Origin of the sequence: Janthinobacterium sp. 67 (assembly GCF_002797895.1) — a bacterium.
Classification (GTDB): Bacteria; Pseudomonadota; Gammaproteobacteria; order Burkholderiales; family Burkholderiaceae_D; genus Janthinobacterium.
The window spans coordinates 2,453,790-2,479,760 of the sequence record NZ_PGES01000001.1; the positions used below are offsets into that span (position 1 = coordinate 2,453,790).

The following is a 25,971-nucleotide window of genomic DNA, read 5'->3' on the forward strand; positions in this document are numbered from 1 at the left end:
CGTCTCCCTTATTCGCCGCTGGCGGTTTTTTTCATGTCGAAGTAGACGGCGACGATGATGATGCCGCCCTTGATCACCAGCTGGAAGTAGGAGTCGACGCCGAGGAAGGTCATGCCGTAGTTGATGATCCCCAGCGTCAGCACGCCCAGCACCATGCCGCCGGCGGTACCGATGCCGCCGCTTTGCGAGACGCTGCCGATGGTCACGGCGGCGATGGCGTCGAGCTCCATGCCCCGTCCGGTGAGGGCGTTGGCCAGGCCGAGCCGGCTCGACAGCAATACGCCGGCGATGCCGTACAGGACGCCCGCATACAGATACACCAGCACCAGTTCCCGCTTGACGTTGATGCCCGACACCCGCGCCGCGGCAGGGTTGCCGCCGATGGCGTACAGGCTGGCGCCCTGGCGCGTGTGGGCCAGCATCAGGTACACGGCGGCGGCGGCCAGCAACGCGAACAGCGCCAGGTGGGGCACGCCGAACAGCGCGCCCTGGCCGATTTCCTTGTAGGCGTCCGTCAGGCTGCCGACCACGTTGGCACGGGTGTAGATCAGCTGGCAGCCGAAGGCCACCGACATCGTGCCCAGCGTGGCGATGAAGGGCGGGATGCGCGCCAGCGCCACCAGCAGGCCGTTGAGCAGGCCGAAGGCGGCGCCGGTCAGCACGCCGGCCACGACCGGCAACCACAACGGGAACACGACACCCGGATACAGTGCGGCGGCGTAGTCGCTGTTCTGGGCGAACGAGGCGGCCACGCTACTGACCAGGCACACGACCGCGCCGATGGACAGGTCGATGCCGCGGGTGATGATGATCATGCCCACGCCCAGCGCGGCCAGGGCGCGCACCGACTCGGCCACGGCCAGATTCTTGATCGATTCCGGCGACAGCGAGGCGCCGTCGGTGAGCAGTGCCAGCGCCGTGGCCAGCACGACAAAGGTCAGCAGGTTGGTGCGCGCGCGCAGGTAGGCGAGCAGGCGGCGGCCCGGCGCTAGCGCCGGGGTGGGATGGGGCGCGGGTGCGCCGGGCGTGGCGGGCTCGCCGGCCGCCTTGGTCAGGGTGTTCATGCTAGATTGTCTCCGTATGGTGTGTGGGGTGTGGGACGGCGCGGGCGGCGCCGGCGTCATCGGTATTGCGTAGCCAGGCGCATGATCTCTTGCTGGCTGGCGTGGGCGCGTTCAAGGGTGCCGGTGTGGCGGCCCTCGCACAGCACCATGACGCGGTGCGACATGGCGATCAGCTCGGGCATTTCGGATGACACCATGATGATCGACTTGCCTTGCCGCGCCAGCTCGGCCATGACCGAGTAGATCTCGAACTTGGCGCCGACGTCGATGCCGCGGGTGGGTTCGTCCATGATCAGGATGTCCGGATCGGTCATCAGCCAGCGCGCGATCAGCACCTTTTGCTGGTTGCCACCCGACAGGCTGCCGATCGGCGTCTCCATCGAAGCGCTGCGGGTGCCGAGCTGGCGGTTCAGGCGCGCCGCCTCGGCGCCGGCGCGGGCATGCTGCAACGTGCGCCAGCGGCCTGTATAGCGTCCCAGAGAACAGATCACCGTGTTGCGGGTGATCGACAGCTGCGGGAAGATGCCGGAGCCGCGGCGGTCCTCGGTGACCAGGCTCATGCGCTGGGCTATGGCCTCGCCGCTGCTGCGGATGCGCACCACCCGGCCGTCGATCTCGATGCTGCCAGAGGCCACCCGGCGCAGGCCGAACAGGGCCTCGACGAACTCGCTGCGGCCGGCGCCGATCAGGCCGCCGATGCCGAGGATCTCGCCGCGGCGCAACTCCAGGCTGACCTGCTGGAAGGAGCGCGGGTCGGGCGAACTGAGCGCGGTCACCTTCAGGCGTGCCGCGCCTGGCACACTGTCGAGCGGGGGAAAGCGCTGGCTCGACTCGCGCCCGACCATCAGCTGGATCAATCGCTCCTCGTCGATCGCGCCAGCGTCGTAGGTGCCGAGCATGCGTCCGTCGCGCATCACCGATACCTCGTCGGCGATCTGGAAAATTTCGTGCATCTTGTGTGAAATGTAGACCACCGCCACGCCGCGCCGGGTCAGCTCGCCGATGATGCGGAACAGCTGCTCGGCCTCCTTGTCGGTGAGCGACGAGGTCGGCTCATCCATGACCACGACGGAGGCGTCGCAGGCGACCGCCTTGGCGATCTCGCACGCCTGCTGGTGTGAAATCGACAGCTCGCCGATGATGGCGTCCGGATCGATGTCCATGCCCAGCTTGCGCATCAGCGCGGCGGTGTCCGTACGCATCTTGCGATGGTCCAGCAGGCGCAGCGGCCCGACCCGGCGGGTCGGCTCGCGGCCCAGCCACAGATTACTGCGCACCGAACGCGCCGGTGCGTTGGCCAGCTCCTGATGGATCATCGCCACCCCGGCGTCGAGGGCGTCGCGGGAATGCTGGAACTGCCGCACCTGGCCACGCAGGCGCACCTCGCCCTGATCCGGTCGGACCATGCCGAACAGGCACTTCATCAGCGTCGACTTGCCGGCGCCGTTCTCCCCCATCAGCGCATGCACCTTGCCCGGGCGCAGCCTCAGCGTGACGCCGTCGAGCGCCTGCACGCCGGGAAAGCGCTTGCTGATGTTGTTCATCTCAATAACGTAAGGCTTGCCATCCATGTTCGTCCCCTCCAGTGACGCAGCGCGCGGCCGGCGGCGTGGCGCGCGCTGCCGGTGCGCCTCACTTCTTCGTGAAGCTCTTGTAATTTTCCTGCGTCACGGCCTTGAAGGGCACCAGGTAGACCTGCCCGATGATCGCCGCGTTGTTGGCGGGGGCTTCTTCGATGGCGACGGCCAGCGGCTTGTAGCCGCGCACCGTGGCGCCGCCGACGGCGCCCTTGGTGGCCATCAGATAGGCAAGCTCAAAGGCCGTCGCCGACTGCTCGCCGGCGTCCTGCAGCACGGTGGCGTAGAGTTTTTTCTCGGCCATCGAGCGCAGCGCCACCGGGGTGGCGTCAACGCCGATCACCGGCACCTTCAGCGAGGTACCGTCGCCGTCGACGTCGACGCCCGGCCGGGCCGGGTCATCGACGTACTTGGCGGTGACCAGCGACTCGACCGCGCCCAGCGCCATCGAATCGTTATTGGCCAGCACCAGGTTGAACTTGCCGCGGTAGGCGTTGAGCCAGGCGTCCATCTTTTGCTGCGCTTCCTCCGGCTGCCAGTTGGCGGTGTCCTTGGCCAGTACATTGACCTTATAGCCCTTCTGCTGCAGCGACGCCAGCACCGCCTGCGTGCGGTAGATCTGCGCCGGGTGACCCAGCTGGCCGAGCAGCATCAGCAGGTTGATCGACCTGCCGGGACCCAGCTTGGCGGGAAATTTCTTGAAGTAGTCGTCGACGATGCCGGCCTGAATCTGCCCTGCCACCGATTCGGGCGAAGAAGCGAGGAAGAAGTTGCGCCCCGTCTTGAGCGCCTTTACCGTCGGTGCCGTGTTGGAAAATGCCGCGCCGCCGCCCTTGGCCGCGATCGCCTGGGCGATCTGGTCGCTGCCTTCGGTCACCACCGGCACCACCACGAAATACTTGACGCCCTGGCTAAGCAAGGTGTTGAGCTGGTCGAGCTGGGTCGCCATGTCGCCGTGGGCGTCCATCAGTTTCAGCTCGGCGCCCTTGGCGGCGGCGATCTTTTTCAGATTGCTGCCGTAGTCGCCGAGGAACTGGTCGTCGAGGTTACGGATCAGGGCGCCGATCACCGGCTGGGCGGCTGCGGCGTTGCCGCCGAGCACGGTCAGTCCGGCCAGCGCCAGGGCGCTTACGAATGTTTTCATCTGTCTTGTCTCCATATAGGTAGTACTGGTCCGCCAAGTCGGCTGGTGCGGAGGCCGCGTCTGCGCGCGGTGTCATGAAACGGACTCGCCGCGATGCCGCGGCTTTCCTCATTTCAAGCTCCGAATAGATAGTACGACACATACAAGCGCTTGCGCAAGCGCTTGCGCGGCAAAAATAACCACTATTTCTGACAGTTGGCAATTTTTCCATCCTCTGCGCGCAAGCGCTTGCGCCTGGCCGTGCTATCCTGCACGACCAAACACAAAACAATGGAAGGGCCGCTCTTTGGCTAACATGAACGACGTCGCCCGGGTTGCCGGCGTATCCGTGTCCACCGTTTCTCACGTCATCAACGGGACCCGGCGGGTCGACCCGGAAACCGAGCAGGTGGTGCGTCTGGCCATCGCCTCGGCCGGCTACATCCCCAACTCGCTGGCGCGCTCGCTGGCGCGCTCGACCACGAGCACGATAGGCGTGGCCATCTCGACGTTCGCCAACCATTATTTTTCGGAAATCGTGCGGGCCATCGACACCGCCTGCGGCAAGGCCGGCCTGATGATGCTGTTTGCAGACACCCACGACGACCCCGAGCAGGAACTGCGCGTGGTCCAGGCCTTCCACCAGCGCCGGGTCGACGGCATCCTGATGGCGCCGACCAACGACGGCGCGCTGCGCTCGCTGAAGTACCTGGAGGCCAACCAGATCCCGGCGGTGCTGGTCGACCATCTGCTGCCGACACCATTCGACCAGGTCGGCGTCGAAAACACCGAGGCGATGCAGGCGCTGGTGGCGCACCTGATCGGACACGGCCACACCCGCATCGGCTACCTGTCCGGGGCGCAGTGGAACTCGACCAGCGGCGAGCGGCTGACAGGCTACCGCAGGGCGCTGGCGGCGGCCGGGGTGGCCATCGACGAGCGCCTGGTGGCATACGGCGAATCGAGCATCGAACCGGCGCGCCTGGCCGTGCACGCGCTGCTGGCCCTGCCCGACCGGCCCAGCGCCATCGTCTCCGGCAACAACCTGATGACCTTGGGCGCGATGCGCGCATTGAAGGAAGCTGGCGTGGCGATACCGGGGGAAATAGCCTTCGCCGGTTTCGATGACCTCGACTGGGCCGACCTGCACAGCCCCAGCCTGACTGTCACCGCCCAGCCGCTGGAAGACATCGGCGCGCGCGCGGTGAGCCTGCTGATCCGGCGCATGAGGGAGCCGGACGCGGCGCGCAGCGTGGTGCGCATGCCCGTGACCATGCGCATCCGCCGCTCGTGCGGCTGTCCTTAGGGTGCGCCTGTAACGGGGCTGCAGGTACCAGCACGTCGGTATCGCCGGTGCGCTCATCCTGCTCATGACATTGCGTGAGCAATTGGAGGGATCGATGTGGCATTACTCGGCATTATCCGACGCTGGCAAGGTCGCGGCGTTCACGAGGACATGAAGGGAGGGTCAATCGTCAAGAGGAAGAACCTGTTTCAACCCATGCCAAATGATTGCAAACAAGCCCATGTTTTCGTAGGGGGAAATGCAGGGGTAAAAAACTAGCACCAAAAGAAAAAGGCCACTCCGAAGAGTGGCCTAATTCCTTGAATCTAATGGTCGGGGCGAGAAGATTCGAACTTCCGACCCCATGCACCCCATGCATGTACGCTACCAGGCTGCGCTACGCCCCGACGAGGTGGGAATTATAGCAGACGCTTTTAGGTTTTTGCCATGCTTTGCGCATGATTCATGTCGAACTGCGCAAACTTTTTTGCATGGCCCGGCCAGACCCTCTATTCGCTCAGCAGCAGCGCCCTCAGGACGATGCGGAAACCGGCGATCAGCGGTTCGACCTTGACGTCCGGATGATGAATGAAGCGCACGGGCAAGCCCTGGTAGAGGGCCACCAGGGCATCGAGACGCCCTTGCAGCATTTCCTCGTCGGCCGGCAAGCCGCGCTTGATGCGCGCGTCGCGGACGATGGCAAGGAACAACTGGCGCGAGCGCACGTCCGCCGAGCGCAGCATTTCGGCGATCACCGGATTGCGCGACGCTTCGGCAAAAATCTCGAGCGGCATCAGCCACGTTTTCTGGTCCAGCGCCTCGAGCACGTGATCGCCCGCATTGTCGATCACGGACTGCAGCGGGTCTTCGCGCTGCGCCAGGTCCTGCATCAAGTTCGACACCCGCTCCGTATTCTGCATGACGAAGGCGGCGATGATCGCATCCTTGCTTTCAAAATAATTATAGATGTGGCCCGCGCTCATGCCGGCCGCTTTCGATATCTCGGCCATGCTGGCACCGTGGAAGCCGCGGCGGCTGAAGCAGCTTTCGGCCGCATCGAGCACCTGCTTGCGCCGCGTGTTGGCGCGCTCGGGGTCCGGATGCTTCTTTTCAACTTGGTTCATGATTTTCCAGTAGCGCGCCGGCCCTGCCCCTGCGAACAAGGGCAAGGCCGGCGTCGGCGTCCCCGTGGTTATTGGGCGCCGCCAGCCGCCGCGACGGCTGTCTGCTCAGGCTGCCAACCGCCGCCCAGCACCTTGTACAGGGTGACCAGGTTGGTCGACTTGGCCAGGCGCGCCGTGATCAGGCTTTGCTGCGCCGTGTACAGCGCGCGCTGGGCCACCAGGGCGTTCAGGTAGGACTCGGCGCCCTGCTTGTAGCGCGCGTCGTGGATGGTGTAGCTCTTCGTCGACGCCTCGACCAGCGATACCTGCGACTGCAGGCGCTCGTCGATGGTGCCGCGCTGGGCCAGCGCATCGGACACTTCACGGAAGGCGACCTGGATCGCCTTTTCGTATTGCGCCACGGAGATTTCACGCTGCACCTTGGCGATATCGAGGTTGGCGCGGTTCACGCCGCCATCGAAGATCGGCAAGCTGATCTGCGGCAGGAAGCTCCACGTGCCGCTGCCGCCCTTGAACAGGCCGGACAGGTTGTCGCTGACCGAACCCGCCGTCGCCGTCAGCGAAATGCGCGGGAAGAAGGCCGCGCGCGCCGCGCCGATGTTGGCGTTGGCCGCGCGCAGGGTGCGCTCGGCCGCCAGCACGTCGGGACGGCGTTGCAGCACGTCCGACGGCAGGCCGGACGGAATGTCCGCCAGGGCCGTCACGGCGCCGAACTCGCCTTGCGGCAGCAGGTCGGCCGGCACGGGGCCGCCCACCAGCAGCACCAGCGCGTTCTGGTCGAGCGCCACCTGGCTCGTGTAGACGGCCACGTCGGAACGGGCCGATTCCACGCTGGTCTGGGCATCGTACTTGTCCAGGCCCGACGTGGCGCCGGCACTGAAGCGGCGCACGGCCAGGTCATACGACGATTGCTGGCTCTTCAAGGTGTCTTGCGCCACGCGCAGGCGCTGCTGGTCGGCCACCAGGTTCAGATAGGTGCTGGCCACTTCGGCCACCAGGCTGATCTGCTGTGCACGGCGTGCTTCTTCCGTGCCCAGGTATTGTTCCAGCGCGCTGTCGGACAGGCTGCGCACGCGGCCGAAGAAATCCAGCTCGTAGGCCGACACGCCCAGGTTCGCCGTGTACTGGCGGTTGATCGACGCTTCGCCCGTCGGACTGGCGTTTTTCGAAATGCGCGTGGCCGACTGGCCGCCCGAGGCCGACAGGGTCGGGATCAGGGCGGCGCGTTCGATGCCGTAGGTGGCGCGCGCCTTCTCGATGTTCAGGATCGAGACGCGCAGGTCGCGGTTGTTGGCCAGCGCCAGTTCCAGTACCTGGCGCAAGCGCGCATCGGCAAAGAACTCGCGCCAGGCGACGTCCGCCACCGGCTTGGCGTCGGCGGCGGCCGCGTCGGCCTTGTAGGAAGGACCGGTCGGCCACGCCGTGGGCGCCGGCGCTGCCGGACGCTCGTACGTGGGAGCCAGGCTGCAACCGGCCAGCAAGGCCAGTGCCGCCATGGAGAGTAGCGTTTTTTTCATATTAATGCGCATCCTTAGAAAGCGTGACGGCTGGCGAACCAGGCGTCGCCGGCGTGGCGGGCGCGTCCGACTTCGAGAAGAAGCCGCGCACCAGCACGAAGAACACCGGCACGAAGAAGATACCGAGGAACGTGGCCGTCAACATGCCGCCCAGCACGCCGATACCGATGGCGTTCTGGCTGCCGGAACCGGCGCCGCTGGAGATCGCCAGTGGCAACACGCCCAGGCCGAAGGCGATCGAGGTCATCAGGATCGGACGCAGACGCAGACGCACCGCATGCAAGGTCGCGTCCAGCAGCGACATGCCCGATTCCTGCATTTCCTTGGCGAATTCGACGATCAGAATCGCGTTCTTCGCCGACAGGCCCACCACCGTGAGCAAGCCCACCTGGAAGTACACGTCGTTCGACAGGCCGAAGAACCACGTGCCCAGCACGGCGCCGATCACGCCCAGCGGTACCACCAGCAGCACGGAGAACGGAATCGACCAGCTTTCATACAGCGCGGCCAGGCACAGGAACACGATCAGCAGCGACAGCGCATACAGCTGCGGCGTCTGCGAACCGGATTCGCGCTCTTCCAGCGACACGCCGGTCCAGCTGAAGCCGATGCCAGGCGGCAGCTTGGCGACCATCTCTTCCATCGCGTTCATGGCGGCGCCCGTGCTTTGGCCCGGCGCCGGCGTACCGAGGATCTCTACCGACGGCAAGCCGTTGTAGCGTTCCAGGCGTGGCGAAGCGTAAATCCACTTGCCCGTGGCGAAGGCCGAGAACGGCACCATCTGGCCAGCGCTATTGCGCACGAACCACTTGTTCAAGTCTTCCGGCTGCATGCGCGATTCGGCATTGCCTTGCATGAACACTTTCTTCACACGGCCGCGGTCGAGGAAGTCGTTCACATACGAACTACCCCAGCCCACGCTCAGCACGCGGTTGATTTCCGAGATCTGCAAGCCCAGCGCGGTGGCCTTCTGCTGGTCGATGTCGATCTTGTACTGCGGCGTATCTTCCTGGCCGTTCGGACGCACGCCGACCATGGCCGGATTCTGCGACGCCATGCCCAGCAACTGGTTACGCGCCGCCATCAGGGCGTCATGGCCGACACCGCCGATATCCTGCAGCTGCATGTCGAAACCGGTGGCGTTACCCAGTTCCAGCACGGCAGGCGGAGCGAACGTAAACACCATCGCGTCCTTGATCTGCAACAGCTTGCCCATGGCGCGGCCGGCCACGGCCGGCGCTTTTTGCGCCACGTCCTTGCGCAGCGACCAGTCTTTCAGGCGCACGAAGGCGATACCCGTATTCTGGCCGTTACCGCCGAAGCTGAAACCTGCCACGGCAAACACGGAAGCGACGTTGTCCTTCTCGCTGTTCATGAAGTGGTCTTCGACCTGCTCGATCACTTTCAGGGTGCGCTCTTGCGTGGCGCCCGTCGGCAATTGAATCTGTGTAAACAGGATGCCCTGGTCTTCTTCCGGCAGGAAGGAGGTCGGCAGGCGCATGAAGATGAACACCAGGCCGGCCAGCAACAGCACGTACAGCAGCATCGAGCGGGCGCGGTGGCGGATCATGGCGCCAACCATGCCCTGGTACTTGTTGCTGCTGCGATCGAAACTGCGGTTGAACCAGCCGAAGAAACCCTTGTTCGTCGCGTGATGGCCCTTTTCGACCGGCTTGAGCAAGGTGGCGCACAAGGCGGGCGTAAACACCAGCGCGACGACGACGGACAGCACCATCGACGAAACGATCGTGATCGAGAACTGGCGGTAAATCACGCCCGTCGAACCGCCGAAGAAGGCCATCGGCACGAACACGGCCGACAGCACCATGGCGATACCGACCAGCGCGCCCGTGATCTGCGTCATGGACTTGCGCGTCGCTTCCAGCGGCGACAAGCCCTCTTCGCTCATCACGCGCTCGACGTTTTCCACCACCACGATCGCATCATCGACCAGCAGGCCGATGGCCAGCACCATGGCGAACATGGTGAGGGTATTGATCGAGTAACCGAAGGCATTCAGGATGCCGAAGGTACCGAGCAGCACGACCGGCACGGCCATGGTCGGGATCAGGGTGGCGCGGAAGTTTTGCAGGAACAGATACATCACCAGGAAGACCAGGATGACCGCTTCGACCAGGGTTTTCACCACTTCTTCGATGGACAGTTTCACGAACGGGGTCGTGTCGAACGCCACCTGGTAGCTCATGCCTTCAGGGAATTGCTTGCTCAGGTTGCCCAGCATGGCTTTCGCCGCATTGGCCGTATCGAGCGCATTGGCGCCCGTTGCCAGCTTGATCGCCACGCCGGTGGCCGCATGGCCGTTGTAGCGGGCCACGGTGTTGTAGTTCTCGCGGCCCAGTTCCATGCTGGCCACGTCCTTCAGGTACACCATGGCGCCGTTGGTCGTAGTTTTCAGCAAGATGGCGCCGAACTGTTCGGCCGTCTGCAAGCGGCTTTGCGCCGAGACGGTGGCGTTCAGCTGCTGGCCCTTGACGGACGGCGTGCCGCCCAGCTCACCGGCCGACACTTCCGCATTCTGCGCCTGTACGGCCGTGATCACGTCCGCCGGGGTCAGGTTGAAGCTTTGCAGCTTGGCCGGGTCGAGCCAGATACGCATGGCGTACTGCGAACCGAACAGGGTCACGTCGCCCACGCCCGGTACGCGGCTGAGCGGATCGACGACGTTGGCGGCCACATAGTCGCTCAAGTCGGTCTGGTCCATCTTGCCGTTTTCGGAAATGAAACCGAACACCATCAGGAAGTTCTTCGTCGCTTTCGACACGACCAGACCCTGTTGCGTGACAGCCGTCGGCAGCAGCGGCGTGGCCAGCTGCAGCTTGTTCTGTACCTGCACCTGGGCGATGTCGGGATTGGTGCCGCTGGTAAACGTCAGCGTAATGCTGATGCCGCCAGTCGCATCGCTCGACGAGGACATGTAGCGCAAGCCGTCGATACCCTTCATCTTTTGTTCGATGACCTGGGTGACGGCATCTTCCACGGTCTTGGCCGAGGCGCCAGGGTAGGAGCCGCTGATCGAAATCGACGGCGGAGCGATGCTCGGGTACTGCGCGATCGGCAGGCTGAGGATCGAAATCACGCCGGCAAGCATGATGACGATCGCGACCACCCAGGCAAAAATCGGGCGGTCAATGAAAAAACGGGCCATTAATATTCTCCTGAATTAGTGGGCGCTGGCAGCCGATGCTGCGGCAGAGGCGGCAGCGGCGGGCGCAGGAGCGGCTTCGGCCTTGGCCGGCACGGCAACGGCTGGGGCGCCTGGCTTGACTTTTTGCAAGCCTTCCACGATCACGCGGTCGCCTGCGGCCAGGCCGGACGTCACCAGCCAGTTGGTGCCGACGGTGCCGCTGGTGGTCAGCACGCGCTGCTCGACCTTGTTTTCCTTGTTCAGTATCATGGCCGTGGCCTGGCCCTTCTGGTTGCGCGTCACGCCCACTTGCGGCACGGTAATGGCTTTCTCATCCACGCCCGTTTCCAGCTGCGCACGCACGTACATACCTGGCAGCAATTCGCCTTTCGGGTTCGGGAACAGCGCGCGCAAGATCACGTTGCCCGTGGTCGGATCGACCGACACGCCGGCGAACTGCAGCTTGCCCGATTCGCTGTACTTGCTGCCGTCCGGCAAGATCAGATCGACCTTGGCCTGGCCTTCGCCCGCTTTTTTCAGCGAGCCGTCGGCCATCTGGCGTTTCAGGCGCAGCAGGTCGGTGCTCGACTGGGTCACGTCGACATAGATCGGGTCCAGTTGCTGCACGGTCGTCAGCGCGTCGGCCTGGCCTGCCGTCACCAGCGCGCCGGCCGTCACGGTCGAGCGGCTGGTGCGGCCGCTGATCGGCGCCGTCACGGTGCTGTAGCGCAGGTTGATGTTGGCCGATTCCAGCGCCGCGGTGGCGGACTCGACGTCTGCCTTCGCTTGCTCGAACGCGGCGACGGCATCATCGTATTCCTGGCGGCTCACGCCTTCGATGGCGACCAGTTCCTTGTAGCGGGCCGCTTTCGGGCCGGCCGTCAGCAAGTTGGCCTTGGCTTTCGACAGTGCGGCCTTGGCCGAATTGGCGGCAGCCTGATACGTGGCGGAATCGATCTGGTACAGGGCCGCGCCCGCTTTCACATCGCTGCCTTCGACGAACAGGCGCTTCTGGATCAAGCCACCGACTTGCGGGCGCACATCGGCGACCTGGTAGGCATTTGTACGGCCGGGCAATTCGGCACTCATCGGCAACGCGGCCGGATTAACAGTAAACACGACCACCTGTGGCGCTTGCTGCGCGTGAGGTGCTTCCTGTTTTTTACTGCAGCCGGCCATGATTACAGTGGCGCACAGAACGGCAATAGCGCCGCTCGTACGCGGCGACGTCAGGGAAAAGGTTGGTTGCATCTTGGACTTTCTGAAAAAGAAGCTGGCTAGTGTCGTTAGAAATGACTAAATTTATTAACGCAGATCAAAGAATGAACGATCATTCTAAAATCGTCAAGCATCGTTACAATTGAAACATAGTAACCATCAAGCGAATTAAATTATCAATGAGGCAATAAAATGAAGACAGCAACAGCGGCGGCACGCCAGAAAAGTCATCCTGGAACCTGGCGGGCGGTGGCAAAACGACAATGCGGAAAAGGTGGATTGAGTGAATACTGTAGCAGGGTCAAGATTTCTTTGCTGAACTAACCGAAGCGGACGCAACGCTATTCCTAGCGGCAGGCGCGGCAGAATAATTATTTACCAATGGTATCGAAAAGACATGTTCCGGCAGACGCGCTACTATATTGGCCACGGCGTGGCGAAGCGGGGTGCGATGATGACGGCACAGGCGCATGGATGGGCACAACACGATGGCGCGAACGGCCCGGACGCGCTGCTGTCAACGGGCGTGCCCGGTCTCGACGCCATTCTCATGGGCGGCCTGCTGGCCGAGCGCCTGTACCTGGTTGAAGGCGTGCCCGGCACGGGCAAGACCACCCTGGCGCTGCAATTTCTGGCCGACGGGGCGCGCAGCGGCGTGCCCGTGCTGTATATCGCCCTGGCCGAGTCCGAGATCGAACTGCGCGCCGCCGCCCTGTCGCACGGCTGGGACCTGGCCGGCATCGCCATCGAAGAAGTGGCGCCCAACGACGACATGCTCGACCCCGAGCGCCAGTACACGATCTTCCACCCGTCGGAAATCGAACTGGCCTCGACCAACCAGCGCATCCTGGCCGCCATCGAAAAACACCGCCCGGCCCGCCTCGTGCTCGATTCGCTGTCGGAACTGCAGCTGCTGGCGGAAAACCCCCTGCGCTACCGGCGCCAGGTCGTGGCCTTGAAACAATACCTGGCCAGCCGGCACTGCACCACCATGCTGATCGATGACCGTTCCGCGCTCGACGACGGCTTGCAAGTGCGTAGCGTGGCCCACTGCGTGATCTCGCTGGAGCTGCAAAACCAGGCATATGGCAATGACCGGCACCGCGTGCGTATCGTGAAATACCGGGGCGTGCCGTTTCGCGGTGGCGCACACGACTACAAGATCGCCCAAGAGGGCCTGGTCGTCTATCCGCGCCTGGTGGCGGCCGAGACGCGCCGCGACGGCGAGCACCGGCGCCTGTCGAGCGGCGTGCCCGAACTCGACGCCATGACGGGCGGCGGCCTGGAAGAAGGCATGAGCACCCTCATTTCCGGTCCCGCCGGCAGCGGCAAGTCCACCCTGGCCGCGCAATTCGTGCACGCGGCAACAAAGCGCGGCGAACCGTGCGCCATGTTCCTGTTCGAGGAAGCGCGCAGCAAGCTCCTGAGCCGGGCCGACAGCGTGGGCCTGCACCTGCAGGCGGCGCTCGACACGGGGCTGCTCAGCGCCCAGCAGATCGATCCGGCCGAACTGACCCCGGGCGAATTCGCCCAGGCCGTCGTCGACGCGGCGCAGCGGGGTGCCAGGGTGATCGTCATCGATAGCCTGAATGGGTACATGCATGCGGTGCCCGATGAACGCTTCCAGAGCACCTATCTGCACGAACTGCTCAATTACCTGAGCCAGCACGGCGTGGCCACCCTGCTCGTCGGCGTGCAGCAAAACATGCTGGGCACCTCGATGACGACGGCGGCCGACGCCAGCTATCTGGCCGACAGCGTCATCATGCTGCGCTATTACGAAACGGAAGGCGAGGTGCGGCAAGCCATTTCCGTCTTCAAGAAGCGGGGCAGCGCGCACGAGCGCAGCATCCGCCGCTTCGAGATCAGCCCGCAGGGCATCCGCATCGGCCCGGCCCTGGCCGGCTTTCACGGCATCCTGTCGGGCTTGCCCACCATCGGCGGCACGCCCTTCCCCTAGGAAACGCCATGGAGCAGCGCATCCTGATCTACGCGCCAGCCGGCCAGGATGCCGCCCTGGCCGGCACGGTATTGGCGGGCAGCGCCATTGCCAGCCATGCCTGCCGCTCGCCCGGCGAACTGGCCGAGCAGCTGGCGCTGGGCGCCGGCGGCGTGCTGACGGTGGATGAAGCCTTGCATGCGGGCGTCTACGCCGTGCTCGATGCCTATACCCGCCATCAGCCGGACTGGTCCGACTTGCCAATTACCCTGCTGACCCATGCGCGGCTCGATTCCCTGCCCTTGCGGCAAGCCATTGCCACCCTGGGCAACCTGACCCTGCTGGAACGCCCCGTCCACATCCTGACCCTGATCACCTCGGCCCACGCCATGCTGCGCGCGCGCCAGCGCCAGTACCAGGTGCGCGAGACGCAGCGGCGCAAGGACGAATTCATTGCCAGCCTCGGACATGAACTGCGCAATCCGCTGGCGCCCATCAAGTCGTCGGTGGCCTTGCTCAAGCACCTGTTTCCCGCATCGGAGCAGGTGGGCAAGCTGAGCGACGTGATCGAGCGCCAGGTAACGCACCTGACGCGGCTGGTGGACGACTTGCTCGACGTGGCGCGCATCACCAGCGGCAAGGTAGTGCTGCAACGCAAGGCGTTTGAACTACAGCAAGTGCTCGAACATGTCATCGAATTGTGCCAGCCTGCGGCCGGCAGCCGGCACATCGGTATCACGCTGGAATTGCCGCCGCATGCCGTGACCTTGCACGCCGACTATGCCAGGGTGGTGCAGATCTTTGCCAATATCGTGTCGAACGCCGTGAAGTTCACGCCGGAGGGCGGCCACATCCACATTACGGCGCGCCTGGAACAGGGGCAGTTGCAGGTGAGCATCGAAGACAATGGCATCGGCATCGCCCCGGACGCCATCGCGCGCATCTTTTCCATGTTCGAACAGGGGCGCACGGTGGCGGGCCAGATAAAAAGCGGCCTGGGCATCGGCTTGAGCCTGGCACGCCAATTTGCCGACATGCATGGCGGCAGCATCGAAGCCTGCAGCGACGGCCCGGGGCGTGGCAGCCGCTTCGTCGTCACCTTGCCGGCCAGCGCCGGCGCTGCCCGGGGCGCTACGATGGCCACGCCCGCCGCCGCCGGGAGTGAATCGCCCGGCAGCGCCAGCCAGCCCGTGCAAGTGTTGGTGGTGGACGACAACCGCGACGCGGCCGATTCCTTGCAAAGCCTGTTCCAGCTCGAAGGCTATGCGGCCACCGTCGCGTATGACGGCGCGCAGGCGCTGGCGGCCGTCGACATGGCGTGGCCGCAACTGGTTGTGATGGATTTGGGGATGCCGGACATGGATGGCTACGAGACGGCGCGCCAGATCCGCCAGCGCGCGCAGGGGCGCGACGTGCTGATGATCGCCCTGACGGGCTGGGGCCAGGGCGAAGCGCGCGCACGGACCGAGCAAGCCGGTTTCGACCATCACCTGACGAAACCGGTGGATTTCGACGCCATCACCGCCCTGCTCCGCGCGCACCTGGAGCGACAGGAAGGGACGGCTATGCGAACGGAGTGACGCTTACTTCCACTTGCCGCGCAATTCCTGCACCTTCTGTTGCAGCAACTCCGGCGTGGCGGCCTCGGGCGCCACGGGCATGCCCACGGCCAGCGACAAACGCGAGCGCAAGCCCGCCTTGAAGGCGCGCTCGAACAAATGGCCGTTGCGGTGGCTCAACAGATGACCCCACAAGCCGCGCAGCGCCAGCGGAATCACGGGCACCTTGCTGCGCTCGACGATCTTGGCGATGCCGCCCTTGAATTCGCTGATCTGTCCCGTGCGCGTCAATTTCCCCTCGGGGAAGATGCATACGAGTTCGCCTTCGTGCAGCGCCTGCGCGATATCGATGAAAGCCTTTTCCATCAGGAAGGGATCTTCCTTGGCTGGCGCGATGGGAATGGCCTTGGCCGTGCGGAAAATCCAGCCCATCAGCGGCATCTTGAAAATGCGGTGATCCATGACGAAACGGATGGGGCGGGGGCTGGCCGCCATGATGACGATGGCGTCCACATAGCTCACATGGTTGCACACGAGCACGGCCGCGCCTTCCGTCGGGATGCGCTCGCCATCGACGACTTTGACCCTGTGCACGGTCTGGATCAAAATCCACGCGAGGAAGCGCATGAGGAATTCCGGCACGAGGGAGAAGATATAGGCGGCCACCAGCGCATTCAAGATGGCCGTGACGAGGAACAGCTGCGGGATGGTAAAACCTTGGCCCAGCAGCACGATGGCCACGCCGGCGGCCGCCACCATGAACAGCGCGTTGAGGATATTCATGCCGGCGATCGTGCGCGAAATGTGTTTCGGGTCGCAGCGCGTCTGGATCAGGGCGAACAGGGGCACGATGAAGAAGCCGCCGAACACGCCGATCATGACGATGTCGATCAGGATGCGCGGCACGCCCGCCTGGCTGACAAACGCCAGCGCATCGACCACTTGCGTATTCGCATACGCATTGCTGGCGAAATACAGATCAATGCCGAACAGCGACAGGCCGATGGAGCCGAACGGCACCAGGCCGATCTCGATCTTGTGGCCGGACAACCTTTCGCACAGCAGCGAGCCCGTGCCGATGCCGACGGAAAACACGGTCAGCAGCAGCACGAATACGCTGTGGTCGCCATGCAGGAAATCCTTCGAGTAGACGGGGAACTGGGCGAGGATCAGGGCGCCGTAAAACCAGAACCAGGAATTGCCCAGCATGGCCAGGAAGACGGGCCGGTTCTTGCGCGAAAAATTCAGGTTGCGGAACGATTCGGCGACAAAATTCAGGCTCACCTTCAAGTCCGGCTCGGGCGCTGGCGTGCGCGGCACGCGGTAGCTGGCGATCAGGCCGAACACGGCCACGGCAATCGTCGCACCGGCCACCAGTTCCACGCCCAGCGGCTTGTGCACGATCAGCACGGCGCCGAGAATTTCGCCCAACAAGATACCGACGAACGTGCCCATCTCGATCAGGCCATTGCCGCCGACCAGTTCCTCGGGTTTCAGTTGCTGCGGCAGGTAGGCGTACTTGACGGGGCCGAACAGGGTCGAATGCACGCCCATGCCCACGACGGCGGCCACCAGCAGCCACAAGGTATGCGTCATCCAGCCGGCGGCGGCGACCGCCATGATGGCCAGTTCCATCCATTTCACGAAACGGGCCAGGCCCGCCTTTTCGAACTTGTCGGCCAACTGGCCCGCCGTGGCCGAGAACACGACGTAGGGCAGGATGAACAGGCCCGGAATCAGGTTGGTGATGGTGGACGGGTCGAGCGTGGTCCAGCTCAGCGCATCGTAGGCGAGGATCACCATCAGGGCCGTCTTGAACAGATTGTCGTTGAAGGCGCCAAAGAACTGGGTCCAGAAGAAGGGCCCGAAACGGCGCTGCGACAATAAGGAAAACTGGCTGCTTTGACTCATGGCATGGGGAACCGGCAATTAAGGAATTGCTAAAATACAGCACTATCTTGCGCACGACAATCTGAATGTCGTCATCTTGCTTGGCGTCAATACGGAAAGCGCCGCGCCGCGCCATGCTGGCCTCGCGTCTTGTTACTTTCCCTATCGCAACAGAAATCGCCTGTTTCTTGATAATAAGGTAATGTGCGCATACTGTGGGCGCCTTCGCCCTGACCATCCCGGAAAGCTGCCCCCATGTTTGGATTGATAACGCTGATCATATTTGGCTTGCTGATCACCGCCTTCGTGCAGGTGCTGCAATACCGCAGAAAGGTGGCCGATCTGGAATTGCTGACGGCCCGCCTGCGCAAGGAAGTCGACGGCATCCAGCAGCGCCTGCTGACACTGGAAGGCCAGGACCTAGCGCCAGCTCCCTCCTCTGCCGTGCCAGCCGCCGTAGCGCCAGTAGCAGTGCCGACTCCTGCTCCGGTTCCTGTTTCCGCGCCTGCGCCGCAGGCGGCCGTGATCGAGCCGGTCGAACTGGCAAAGGCCGCGCCTGCCGTTCCCGTGCCGCCGAAGCCATCGCCCCCCACTGCGCCAGCTCCCGCCAAACCTGCCCCAGCCGCCCCCAACACCCCGTCCTGGATCGCGCGCCCGGACGGCCTCGTTGCCAAGGCAAGGAACTGGCTGTTTACCGGCAACCTGGTCGCCAAGCTGGGCTTGCTGATCCTGTTCCTCGGCGTCAGCTTCCTGCTCAAGTACGTGTCGGCGCAGGTCACCGTGTCCATCGAACTGCGCCTGGCCGGCATCGCGCTGGCCGACATCGCCCTGCTGGCCTGGGCCTGGCGCATCCGCACCAGCCGCCCCGGCATCAGCCTGCCGCTGCAGGGCACGGCGCTGGCGATACTGATGCTGGTGACGTTCGGCGCCTTCCGCCTGTATGAACTGATCCCGGCCGGCATGGCGTTTGCCGTGCTGTTCGTGCTGACGGCGTTCACGTGTTTGCTGGCGGTGCTGCAAAACGCCGTCTGGCTGGCCGTCTTCGGCATCGTCGGCGGCTTTGCCGTGCCCCTGCTCGTGTCGACGGGCAGCGGCAACCATATCGGCCTGTTCAGCTATTACGCGCTGCTCAACGCGGGCGTCTTCGCCATCGCCCTGAAACGCGCCTGGCGCGTCCTGAATGTGCTCAGTTTTGGCTTTACCTTCGTCGTCGCCACCACCTGGGGCCTGCTGCGCTACTCGCCCGAGCACTACCTGTCGACGCAGCTGTTTTTGATCATCTTCGTGCTGTTCTATATCGGCATCGCGATTGCCTACTGCGCGCGCCAGGCGCCGCGCTTGAAACATTACGTGGATGGCACCCTCGTGTTCGGCACGCCGCTGGCGGCGATGGGCCTGCAATACGGCCTGGTGCGGCACTTTGACTTCGGCCTGGCGTTTTCCGCGCTGCTTGCCGGCTTGACCTACACGGGACTGGCCGTGGCCCTGTGGCGCAGGAACGGCTTCAAACTGCTGGCCGAAGCCTTCCTGGCGCTGGGCATCGTGTTTGGCACGCTGGCCATTCCGTTTGCATTGGATGGCCGCTGGACGTCCGCCGCCTGGGCGCTGGAAGGCGCGGGCATCGTCTGGGTCGGCTTGCGCCAGCGCCAGACCCTGGCCTGGGCCTTCGGCTTGCTGGTGCAGGGGGCCGCCTGGATTGCCTTCCTCATCGCCATGCAGGAACTCAATACGGCAGCGGCCCTGGACGCCAACATCTGGCTCGGCTGCGCGCTGCTGGCCGCCGCAGCGCTGGTGATGGCCTACAATTTCCGCCGCCATGGCAGCCACTTGCATCCGGAATTCATGCGCAGCCTGTCCGTGCTGTTCCTGACGGCGGCCACGGCCTGGCTGCTGGGCGGCATCTGGACCGAAATCCTGCTGCGCACGGCTGCCGCCACGCAACTGAACCTGCTGACCGTCAGCGCGCTGGCGGTGGCAGCCTTGCTGGCGGCGCTGGCGCGGCGCGAACAATGGCATGCGCCGCGCGCCCTGCTGCTGGCCGTGCAGGTGCTGGCCGGCATGGTCATGCTGAGCCGCGCCAGCTGGGCCTGGGACCAGCACCCTGCCAGCCTGTTCGACGGTTCCTTCCTCAGCGCCCTGCTGCTGGGCGCCGCCGCCTTTGCCAGCGCCCGCTTCCTTGCGCTGCGCGCACGCGGCGGCGACGAACTGCTGGCCCTGGTAGCGCGCCCCCTGCTGGTGTGGAGCGGCTTGCTGTGGTTTGCCGCCATCGTCGTGCCCTTCACCAGCTGGCTGCTGCGCTTGATCGACGGCGACCTGACGCTGCAGCCGCACGCGGGCGAACACTGGCTGGCGCTGTACCTGATCGCCGTGTGCGTCACGACGCCCGCGTTCGCCCTCCTGGCGCGGCGCCTCGACTGGCCACAGCTGCGCTGGTTCACTGTCGCCGCCTGGCTGGGCCTGGGCCTGTGGAGCGCCAACCTGCTGCTGGCGCTGTACCTGCGCGATTACCTGCCGACGGGCTTGAGCTGGCTGGCCTTGGGATGCGCGCTGGCGGCCGGCGAATACCTGCTGCTGGCCTGGCCAAAAGCGGGCTGGCAACTCGACGCGCGGGCGCTGCGCCTCTTGCATACCTTGCGCGCGGCCGCGCCATGGCTGATGCTGTGGCCCGTGGGCGCCATGCACGTGGGCGCCTTGCTGGCGCGCCACGAAGGCAGCGTCAGCCCCGCCTGGGCCCGCTATTTGCCGGCCTGGGCCATGATGCTGGTGCTGGCCTGGCTGATCCGCCGCTGCCGCGCCGGCGCCTGGCCGGTGGCGCCGATTGCAGCGTGGTACCAGCGCACCCTGATACCGCTGGGGGCGCTATGGTCGCTGCTCTTGATCGCCGCCTGGAATATTGTCGACGACGGCGCCATGGCACCCCTGCCCTACTTGCCGCTGCTCAATCCGCTGGACTTGAGCACGGGTTTTGCCGTCCTGCTGGCCATTGCCAGCTACCGCTTGCTGCCGGCAAAACAGTCACCGCTGCCCGCCCTGTGGCAGGCGCGCTTGCCCGTCGCGGCCGCCTGCTTGCTGTACGGCTGGTTCAACCTGATGCTGCTGCGCACCGTCTCGCACTATGTCGGCGTGCCCTACACCTTTGACGCCATGCTGGCCTCGCAGTTCGTGCAAGCGATGCTGTCGCTCGTGTGGAGCGTCACTGCCCTGCTGCTGATGCGCCACGCGGCACGCCAGCAGCGGCGCCAGCAATGGAGCCTCGGTGCCGTGCTGCTGGGCTTGGTTGTCGTGAAACTGTTCCTGATCGACCTGTCCAACGTGGGCGGCATCGAACGCATCATTTCCTTTGTCGGTGTCGGCTTGCTGATGGTCTTGATCGGCTACCTGGCCCCCTTCCCCAAGGCTGCCGCGCCAGCGCCAGCCGAACCGCAACCGGGAGCAGCATGAAAACCACACTCATGTTCGGCATTGTGTTGATGGCAGGCGCCGCGCTGGCCGCGCCGCCCCAGGACCGGCCACACGACTACGGCTGGAGCATGCCGGTGACCGTGCCGGCCGGCGCGGGCATCGTCCAGCTGTCATTGCCCAGGGAAGTCTACCTGCACGCCAGCTCGCCCAGCCTGGCCGACGTGCGCCTGTTCGATGCCGACGGCAAGCGCCTGGCCTACGCCATGGCGGCGCCGCCCGCGCAATCGGCCACGCAACGCAGCAACATTCCAGCCCGCATTTTCCCCGTCACGGGCGCGCAGCACACTGGCGATGGCTTGCAAGGCATCGATATCCGCACGGCTGACGATGGGCGCTTGCTGTCGGTCAGCACCCGCGCCGGTGCGGCGGCCAGCACGGCGGCGCTGCAAGCGCTGATCCTCGACCTGGGCAAACAAACGCAAGACAGGCGCATCGCCGCCTTGCGCTTCACACCACCGGCCCGCACGGACAATTACAGCGCCCAAGTGCTGCTGGAAGTGAGCGATGACCTGAAGCAATGGGACGCCATCGGCACCACCACCCTGAATTGGCTCAGCAACAGCGACACGCAAACCCTGGCCAACGACAGCATCGCCTTCGCGCCGCGCGCGTTTCGCTATGCGCGCCTGAGCTGGCAAGCGGGCGAACCGCTGGCCTTTGCGGCGATCACGGCGCAAGCCGTCAGCGAAACGGACATCGCCCCTCCGCGCGCCGCCGTCGTGCTGCAAGGCGCACCCGGCAAGCAGGCCAATGAATGGCGCTACGCCACTCCGTTCGCCATTCCTGCCGACAGCATCGCCCTGCAATTGACGCAGACCAACACGGTCCTGCCCGTGGCCTTGGGCGTGTATCGCCAGAACAGCTATGTTCCCCGGCACCGGCTGCACCTGCGCCAACAGGCACGCCCCGCGCAAGGCGCGTATTTCGATCCCCTGCTGAGCACCACGTTTTACCGCATCGGCCTCGACGGCAAGGAAAGGATCTCGGGCGACCTGGCCATGCCGGTGACGCAGACAAACGAGTGGGTGCTGCAGACGGCCACGGAACTCCCTTTCTCCGCCAGCAGCGCGCCCGCCCTGCGCCTGGGCTGGACGCCGGCCACCGTCGTCTTCCTGGCCAGCGGCAAGCCGCCTTATCAACTCGCGTTCGGCAACAGCAACGCCACCGCCGTCGCGCAGCCGCTGTCGCAGGTGGCGCCCGGCTTCAAGGCGGATGAATTGCTGGCGCTCAAGACAGCGAGCGCGGGTGCGCTCCAGCCCAATACCGGCGCGGCGGCGCCGGCTCCCGCCACAAAGGACGGGGCACCGTGGCGCCTGGCCGCGTTGTGGGCCGCACTGCTGCTGGGCGTAGGTGTGCTGGGCTTTTTTGCCTGGCGCCTGCTGTCGCAAATGAAAGAGGAACAAGGCAATACGGACAAACAGTAACCTTAGCCACAACGTTTGCCACTAGAACGCCCCACTCGCCGCCTCACTGCCGTAGCAGCGCCTTGAACGTCTGCGGCATCCAGGGACGCGCCGCCAGCATGAAGCTGATGGCCAGGCGCTCGTCGCCGGGCAGGCGCGCGTCTTCCTGGTGTTGCTGCGAGAATTCCACCGCCACTTGCTTCAGGCGTTCCAGCAAGGCGGCCGTGGATTTTTTCGACAACATCACGTTCACCAGGCGCAGCAATTCCGTCTCGCCATCGAACTGCGAATTCAAATAGTCGCCATAGGCTTCCTTTTTGAAATACGAATGGATGGGGCCATTCGGTATCCACGCAAACGTGCGCGCCACCAGCAGTTTGACCCGGTTATTCGGCAGCAGTTCCAGAAAACCGATCTTGTCGAGGCGCAGCAGGTATTTCACGGCTTGCGCTTCGCTGATGTCGTAGATGGCGACGATCTGTTCCAGCGGCAGCAAATTCAGGGCGGAGACGGCCACCACGAACAGCCGGGTGTCGTCGATGATTTCCTTTTCCTGCGCATACGTCAGGCGCGTGATCAGGGTGGGCGCGGCCTGGGCGGACTGCACGGCCAGCGCCAGCTGCTGGAAATCGCTGCCGATGGCGACCAGGATCTGGTCCAGGCGCTGCAAGGAGAATTGTTTCAGCGAGAACATGCGCTTGACGCTGGCTTCGGACATGCCGATGCGCTGCGCCAGTTCGGCATAGGTCACGGAACGCGCTTTCAACAGGCGCTTCAGGGCTTCGATCAGGGCGTGGGTTTGTGGCATCGCTATCCTTTGCAAACGGCAGAGCAATATAGTATCAAATAGTAATACCCAAAGTATGGCCGGCCACTACGAGTCGCGTTCCGATTGACCGCAGCGCCGCGCTAGACAATCATGCGCTTGCCAATCAGGCACATAAAGGAGATACCCATGAAACGCTTGCTGCCCCTCTGCTTGTCCTTGTCGCTGTTGACGTTCTCCGCGGCCGCTCCCGGCCTCGTCCACGCCGCCGCCTCCGAGAACCTGTCGAAAGGCTCGCAAAACCTCAGCGAGGGCTCCGCCGTCGTCGTCGCCGGTTCCATGTCGATGCTGGTCGCCTCGGGCCAGGTCGTCGTTGCCAGCGTGGAAACGGTGGGCGAAGGCATCGTCATCGTGCTCAAGGGCGCATCCGAAGCGGGCGGCGCCTCCATCCAGATGAGCGGGCAAGCGGCCAAGGGCCTGTCGCTGGCGGCCGGCACCGTGGTCAATGTGGTGGCGCTGTCCACCGGCCACATGCTGGTGCTGTCCGGCAAGGCCATCGCCTTCATCCCGAACGAACTGGGCAAGGCGCTGCTGCACCACTCCCAAGTGTAATCACCAATAAGGAACGGAAATCCCATGAAACATCTGCTTGCTACCGCCCTGCTGTGCGCCGCCACCATGACGCCGCTGGCCCAGGCCGCCAACTCCGACACCACCAACGCCTCCGACAACGCCAGCATGGCTTCGGCCATCGTGCTCGTCGGTTCCATGTCGGTGCTGGCCGCCGCCGGTGAAATCGTCATCGACAAGGTGGAAGACGTGGCTGACGGCAGCGTCCTCGTGCTCAAAAGCGCGGCCAGGGGTGCCTCGCAGGCAGCCACGGCTACCGTCAAGCTGAGCCAGAAGGCCACGCAAGGCCTGTCGCTGGCGGCCGGCACCGTGGTCAACGTGGTGGCCGTCTCGACGGGCCACATGCTGGTGCTGTCGGGCAAGGCCATCGCCTATGTGCCGAATGCGGCCGGCCAGGCGATCCTCCACCATTCGAAAGCGTGAACCCATGAAACGCCTGACCGCCATTATCATCAGCCTGGCCCTGGCCGGCGCCGCCCATGCGGGGCGCTCGTGCGAGGACAAGCCAACGGATGCCGCCACCCTCGTCAAGTCGATGGACCTGGCAAGCAAGACCCTGCAGGCGCTCGATGCTTCGGGCGCGCAGGTGGCGCTGGTGGCGCGCGTCGGCCAGGACCTGTCGAAATACAATTTGCGCTATTCGCATATGGCGCTGGCCTGGCGCGACCACCCGAAAGGACGCTGGCTGGTGGTGCATGAGCTCAACGAATGCGGCACGGCCCAATCGTCGCTGTACAACGAAGGCTTGGGCAATTTCTTCATGGATGATGTGTTCATATATGAAACCCTGATCGTGGTTCCCGGCCAGGATACGCAGCAGCAACTGGTGCGCCTGCTGGCGTCGAACACGCCCAAGCGCCTGCATGAGGCGCACTACAACATGCTGGCCTACCCGTTTTCCACCAAGTACCAGAACTCGAACCAGTGGGTACTGGAAACCCTGGCCGCCGCCAGCAACGAGCCCGGCAAGATCGAAACGCGCGCCGAAGCGCAAGGCTGGCTGCGCAGCGCCAGCTACGCGCCGCAAACGCTGAGCATACCGGCCGCCACGCGCCTGGGCGCGCGCATGTTCCGCGCCAATATCGCTTTTGACGATCACCCGTTCGAACGCCGCATGACGCGCCAGATCGACGTCGTCACCGTCGACTCCATCGTGCGCTTCATGCGCCAGCGCGAACCGCAGGTGCAGGAAATCGTGGTGCGGGGGAACTAAGGCCGTTGCAGCAGGCGAAACAGCGGCCCCGTCAGCAATACCAGCACCACCATGCGCGCCACGTGGAAGGCCGTGACGATGGGCACGCCCAGGTGCAGGGTCTTGGCCGTCAGCGACATCTCGGCGATGCCGCCGGGCGAGGTGGCCAGGATGGCCGTGCCGGGGTGGAGACCCAGCCAGTATGACAAGCCCAGTCCGAAGGCGGCGGCCAGCAACAGCATCAGGATGCTGCACAGGGCAACGCCGGCCAGGTAGCGCGGGGCAGTATGGAGGAAGGCGGGGCTGAAGCGCGTGCCCAGGGCGATGCCGATGAACAGCTGGCCCGCGCGTATCATCGATTCGGGCAGGCGCGACAGATGGAGGCCACAGGCCGTCAGCAGCAGCGCGGCCAGCAGCGGGCCGATGACCCAGGCGTTGGGCAACTGCCACCGTTTCAATGCAAGGGCCGCCAGCACGGTGATGCCGACCAGCAGCGCCAGCCCGCCGTAATCGACCAGCGCGGCGCCGGGCACGAAAGTCTCATGCCCTGCAGCCAGGCCATGGCTGCCCCAAAAGCGCACGCCGAACGGGATGATCGCCACCACCAGCATCATGCGCAGGCTGTGTGCGGCGGCGACCTTGCCCACGTCGGCGCCATGGCGCTCGCTCTGTACCGCCATTTCGGAGGCGCCACCGACGGCCATGGCAAAGAAGGCCGTCGCATCATCGACGCCGCAGAGGCGCCGCAGCAGCATGGCGCCAGACGCTCCCAGCGCCAGCGCGAACAGCACGGCGCCGGCGATCCACGGCGTATAAATAGTGAGGACGGCCAGCACGGGCGCCGTGAAGTACAGGCCCAGGGCCGTGCCGATGGCCCACTGGCCCGCCTCGCGCACGCGCACGGGGCAAGCCAGGTCGCTCCCCGCCAGGCGCAGCGCGGCCGTGGCAAACAGGGGGCCGATCATCCACGGCAGCGGCGTATGCAGCCACAGGCAGACGGCCGCGCCCGCCAGCCCGGCGGCCAGCGCCGCGCAGAACGGGCAATGGACTGCGCGCCAGCGTGGCCGCCAAGGCACC

Annotated in this window: 18 protein-coding genes and 1 tRNA gene; 8 read left to right on the forward strand and 11 right to left on the reverse strand. The window is 64.8% G+C overall.

Annotated elements, in window-relative coordinates; genetic code table 11:
* Window positions 1-8 precede the first annotated feature (8 nt).
* The 3 genes from CLU90_RS11035 to CLU90_RS11045 all read right to left on the reverse strand — a co-directional run bounded on the left by CLU90_RS11035 (window position 9) and on the right by CLU90_RS11045 (window position 3,785).
* Window positions 9-1,064 (reverse strand): ABC transporter permease, encoded by a 1,056-nt coding sequence (locus CLU90_RS11035; RefSeq protein WP_092710476.1) that lies wholly within the window; start codon window positions 1,062-1,064, stop codon window positions 9-11.
* A 56-nt stretch (window positions 1,065-1,120) separates the two neighbouring features.
* Window positions 1,121-2,635 carry a sugar ABC transporter ATP-binding protein gene (locus CLU90_RS11040; protein ID WP_100427938.1) on the reverse strand — a complete coding sequence of 505 codons (1,515 nt, stop codon included), beginning with the start codon at window positions 2,633-2,635 and terminating at the stop codon, window positions 1,121-1,123.
* A 61-nt stretch (window positions 2,636-2,696) separates the two neighbouring features.
* The gene (locus tag CLU90_RS11045; protein WP_198511194.1) at window positions 2,697-3,785 is read right to left on the reverse strand and encodes a substrate-binding domain-containing protein; all 1,089 of its coding nucleotides are present in this window, start codon (window positions 3,783-3,785) and stop codon (window positions 2,697-2,699) included.
* Window positions 3,786-4,080: 295 nt separating this feature from the next.
* On the opposite strand from CLU90_RS11045, the gene CLU90_RS11050 reads away from it, so the two are divergent.
* Window positions 4,081-5,070 (forward strand): LacI family DNA-binding transcriptional regulator, encoded by a 990-nt coding sequence (locus tag CLU90_RS11050; protein WP_232731162.1) that lies wholly within the window; start codon window positions 4,081-4,083, stop codon window positions 5,068-5,070.
* A 309-nt stretch (window positions 5,071-5,379) separates the two neighbouring features.
* On the opposite strand, the gene CLU90_RS11055 is transcribed toward CLU90_RS11050, so the two are convergent.
* The 5 genes from CLU90_RS11055 to CLU90_RS11075 all read right to left on the reverse strand — a co-directional run bounded on the left by CLU90_RS11055 (window position 5,380) and on the right by CLU90_RS11075 (window position 12,086).
* Window positions 5,380-5,456 (reverse strand) — tRNA-Pro (locus CLU90_RS11055).
* Window positions 5,457-5,558: 102 nt separating this feature from the next.
* Window positions 5,559-6,173: a TetR/AcrR family transcriptional regulator gene (locus CLU90_RS11060; protein ID WP_100427939.1), complete on the reverse strand. Its 615-nt coding sequence runs from the start codon at window positions 6,171-6,173 to the stop codon at window positions 5,559-5,561.
* A 68-nt stretch (window positions 6,174-6,241) separates the two neighbouring features.
* A complete protein-coding gene (gene adeC / locus CLU90_RS11065) occupies window positions 6,242-7,690 on the reverse strand; it encodes an AdeC/AdeK/OprM family multidrug efflux complex outer membrane factor (protein ID WP_100427940.1) in 1,449 nt (482 codons plus the stop codon).
* Window position 7,691: 1 nt separating this feature from the next.
* Entirely contained in the window at window positions 7,692-10,856 is a 3,165-nt protein-coding gene (locus tag CLU90_RS11070; protein ID WP_092710494.1) for an efflux RND transporter permease subunit, read from the reverse strand.
* 15 nt (window positions 10,857-10,871) lie between these two features.
* Window positions 10,872-12,086, reverse strand: a complete 1,215-nt coding sequence (locus tag CLU90_RS11075) for an efflux RND transporter periplasmic adaptor subunit (protein ID WP_100427941.1) — start codon at window positions 12,084-12,086, stop codon at window positions 10,872-10,874.
* Window positions 12,087-12,507: 421 nt separating this feature from the next.
* Between CLU90_RS11075 and CLU90_RS11080 the strand changes: the two genes are divergently transcribed.
* Window positions 12,508-14,013, forward strand: a complete 1,506-nt coding sequence (locus CLU90_RS11080) for an ATPase domain-containing protein (RefSeq protein WP_092711289.1) — start codon at window positions 12,508-12,510, stop codon at window positions 14,011-14,013.
* A gap of 8 nt (window positions 14,014-14,021) precedes the next feature.
* Window positions 14,022-15,572: a hybrid sensor histidine kinase/response regulator gene (locus CLU90_RS11085; RefSeq protein ID WP_092710500.1), complete on the forward strand. Its 1,551-nt coding sequence runs from the start codon at window positions 14,022-14,024 to the stop codon at window positions 15,570-15,572.
* 3 nt (window positions 15,573-15,575) lie between these two features.
* Here CLU90_RS11085 and CLU90_RS11090 read toward each other — a convergent pair whose 3' ends face one another.
* Window positions 15,576-17,462, reverse strand: a complete 1,887-nt coding sequence (locus tag CLU90_RS11090; RefSeq protein ID WP_035820937.1) for an MFS transporter — start codon at window positions 17,460-17,462, stop codon at window positions 15,576-15,578.
* A gap of 234 nt (window positions 17,463-17,696) precedes the next feature.
* Between CLU90_RS11090 and CLU90_RS11095 the strand changes: the two genes are divergently transcribed.
* Both CLU90_RS11095 and CLU90_RS11100 read left to right on the forward strand, forming a co-directional pair.
* The gene (locus CLU90_RS11095) at window positions 17,697-20,882 is read left to right on the forward strand and encodes a DUF2339 domain-containing protein (protein ID WP_092710503.1); all 3,186 of its coding nucleotides are present in this window, start codon (window positions 17,697-17,699) and stop codon (window positions 20,880-20,882) included.
* Entirely contained in the window at window positions 20,879-22,327 is a 1,449-nt protein-coding gene (locus tag CLU90_RS11100; protein WP_092710506.1) for a DUF3999 family protein, read from the forward strand. Before CLU90_RS11095 ends, CLU90_RS11100 begins: the two co-directional genes overlap by 4 nt.
* Window positions 22,328-22,370: 43 nt before the next feature.
* Here CLU90_RS11100 and CLU90_RS11105 read toward each other — a convergent pair whose 3' ends face one another.
* Window positions 22,371-23,114, reverse strand: a complete 744-nt coding sequence (locus CLU90_RS11105; RefSeq protein WP_139178163.1) for a helix-turn-helix domain-containing protein — start codon at window positions 23,112-23,114, stop codon at window positions 22,371-22,373.
* Between the two features lie 147 nt (window positions 23,115-23,261).
* Between CLU90_RS11105 and CLU90_RS11110 the strand changes: the two genes are divergently transcribed.
* From CLU90_RS11110 to CLU90_RS11120, 3 genes are read left to right on the forward strand one after another with little or no spacing between them, the layout of a single operon-like run.
* The gene (locus tag CLU90_RS11110; RefSeq protein ID WP_092710509.1) at window positions 23,262-23,684 is read left to right on the forward strand and encodes a hypothetical protein; all 423 of its coding nucleotides are present in this window, start codon (window positions 23,262-23,264) and stop codon (window positions 23,682-23,684) included.
* Between the two features lie 24 nt (window positions 23,685-23,708).
* Window positions 23,709-24,125, forward strand: coding sequence for a hypothetical protein (locus CLU90_RS11115; protein ID WP_092710511.1), 417 nt, complete (start codon window positions 23,709-23,711; stop codon window positions 24,123-24,125).
* Between the two features lie 4 nt (window positions 24,126-24,129).
* Window positions 24,130-24,915, forward strand: coding sequence for a DUF2145 domain-containing protein (locus CLU90_RS11120; RefSeq protein ID WP_092710514.1), 786 nt, complete (start codon window positions 24,130-24,132; stop codon window positions 24,913-24,915).
* Here the strand turns inward: CLU90_RS11120 and CLU90_RS11125 are convergent.
* A complete protein-coding gene (locus tag CLU90_RS11125; RefSeq protein WP_092710516.1) occupies window positions 24,912-25,970 on the reverse strand; it encodes an AbrB family transcriptional regulator in 1,059 nt (352 codons plus the stop codon). The genes CLU90_RS11120 and CLU90_RS11125 overlap by 4 nt on opposite strands.
* Window position 25,971 lies beyond the last annotated feature (1 nt).

What these genes read in the sequence shown, in the direction of transcription:
- CLU90_RS11035 (WP_092710476.1), bottom strand. Translation starts at nt 1,064, where the DNA reads ATGAACACCCTGACCAAGGCGGCCGGCGAGCCCGCCACGCCCGGCGCA.
- CLU90_RS11040 (WP_100427938.1), bottom strand. Translation starts at nt 2,635, where the DNA reads ATGGATGGCAAGCCTTACGTTATTGAGATGAACAACATCAGCAAGCGC.
- CLU90_RS11045 (WP_198511194.1), bottom strand. Translation starts at nt 3,785, where the DNA reads ATGAAAACATTCGTAAGCGCCCTGGCGCTGGCCGGACTGACCGTGCTC.
- CLU90_RS11050 (WP_232731162.1), top strand. Translation starts at nt 4,081, where the DNA reads ATGAACGACGTCGCCCGGGTTGCCGGCGTATCCGTGTCCACCGTTTCT.
- CLU90_RS11060 (WP_100427939.1), bottom strand. Translation starts at nt 6,173, where the DNA reads ATGAACCAAGTTGAAAAGAAGCATCCGGACCCCGAGCGCGCCAACACG.
- adeC (WP_100427940.1), bottom strand. Translation starts at nt 7,690, where the DNA reads ATGAAAAAAACGCTACTCTCCATGGCGGCACTGGCCTTGCTGGCCGGT.
- CLU90_RS11070 (WP_092710494.1), bottom strand. Translation starts at nt 10,856, where the DNA reads ATGGCCCGTTTTTTCATTGACCGCCCGATTTTTGCCTGGGTGGTCGCG.
- CLU90_RS11075 (WP_100427941.1), bottom strand. Translation starts at nt 12,086, where the DNA reads ATGCAACCAACCTTTTCCCTGACGTCGCCGCGTACGAGCGGCGCTATT.
- CLU90_RS11080 (WP_092711289.1), top strand. Translation starts at nt 12,508, where the DNA reads ATGACGGCACAGGCGCATGGATGGGCACAACACGATGGCGCGAACGGC.
- CLU90_RS11085 (WP_092710500.1), top strand. Translation starts at nt 14,022, where the DNA reads ATGGAGCAGCGCATCCTGATCTACGCGCCAGCCGGCCAGGATGCCGCC.
- CLU90_RS11090 (WP_035820937.1), bottom strand. Translation starts at nt 17,462, where the DNA reads ATGAGTCAAAGCAGCCAGTTTTCCTTATTGTCGCAGCGCCGTTTCGGG.
- CLU90_RS11095 (WP_092710503.1), top strand. Translation starts at nt 17,697, where the DNA reads ATGTTTGGATTGATAACGCTGATCATATTTGGCTTGCTGATCACCGCC.
- CLU90_RS11100 (WP_092710506.1), top strand. Translation starts at nt 20,879, where the DNA reads ATGAAAACCACACTCATGTTCGGCATTGTGTTGATGGCAGGCGCCGCG.
- CLU90_RS11105 (WP_139178163.1), bottom strand. Translation starts at nt 23,114, where the DNA reads ATGCCACAAACCCACGCCCTGATCGAAGCCCTGAAGCGCCTGTTGAAA.
- CLU90_RS11110 (WP_092710509.1), top strand. Translation starts at nt 23,262, where the DNA reads ATGAAACGCTTGCTGCCCCTCTGCTTGTCCTTGTCGCTGTTGACGTTC.
- CLU90_RS11115 (WP_092710511.1), top strand. Translation starts at nt 23,709, where the DNA reads ATGAAACATCTGCTTGCTACCGCCCTGCTGTGCGCCGCCACCATGACG.
- CLU90_RS11120 (WP_092710514.1), top strand. Translation starts at nt 24,130, where the DNA reads ATGAAACGCCTGACCGCCATTATCATCAGCCTGGCCCTGGCCGGCGCC.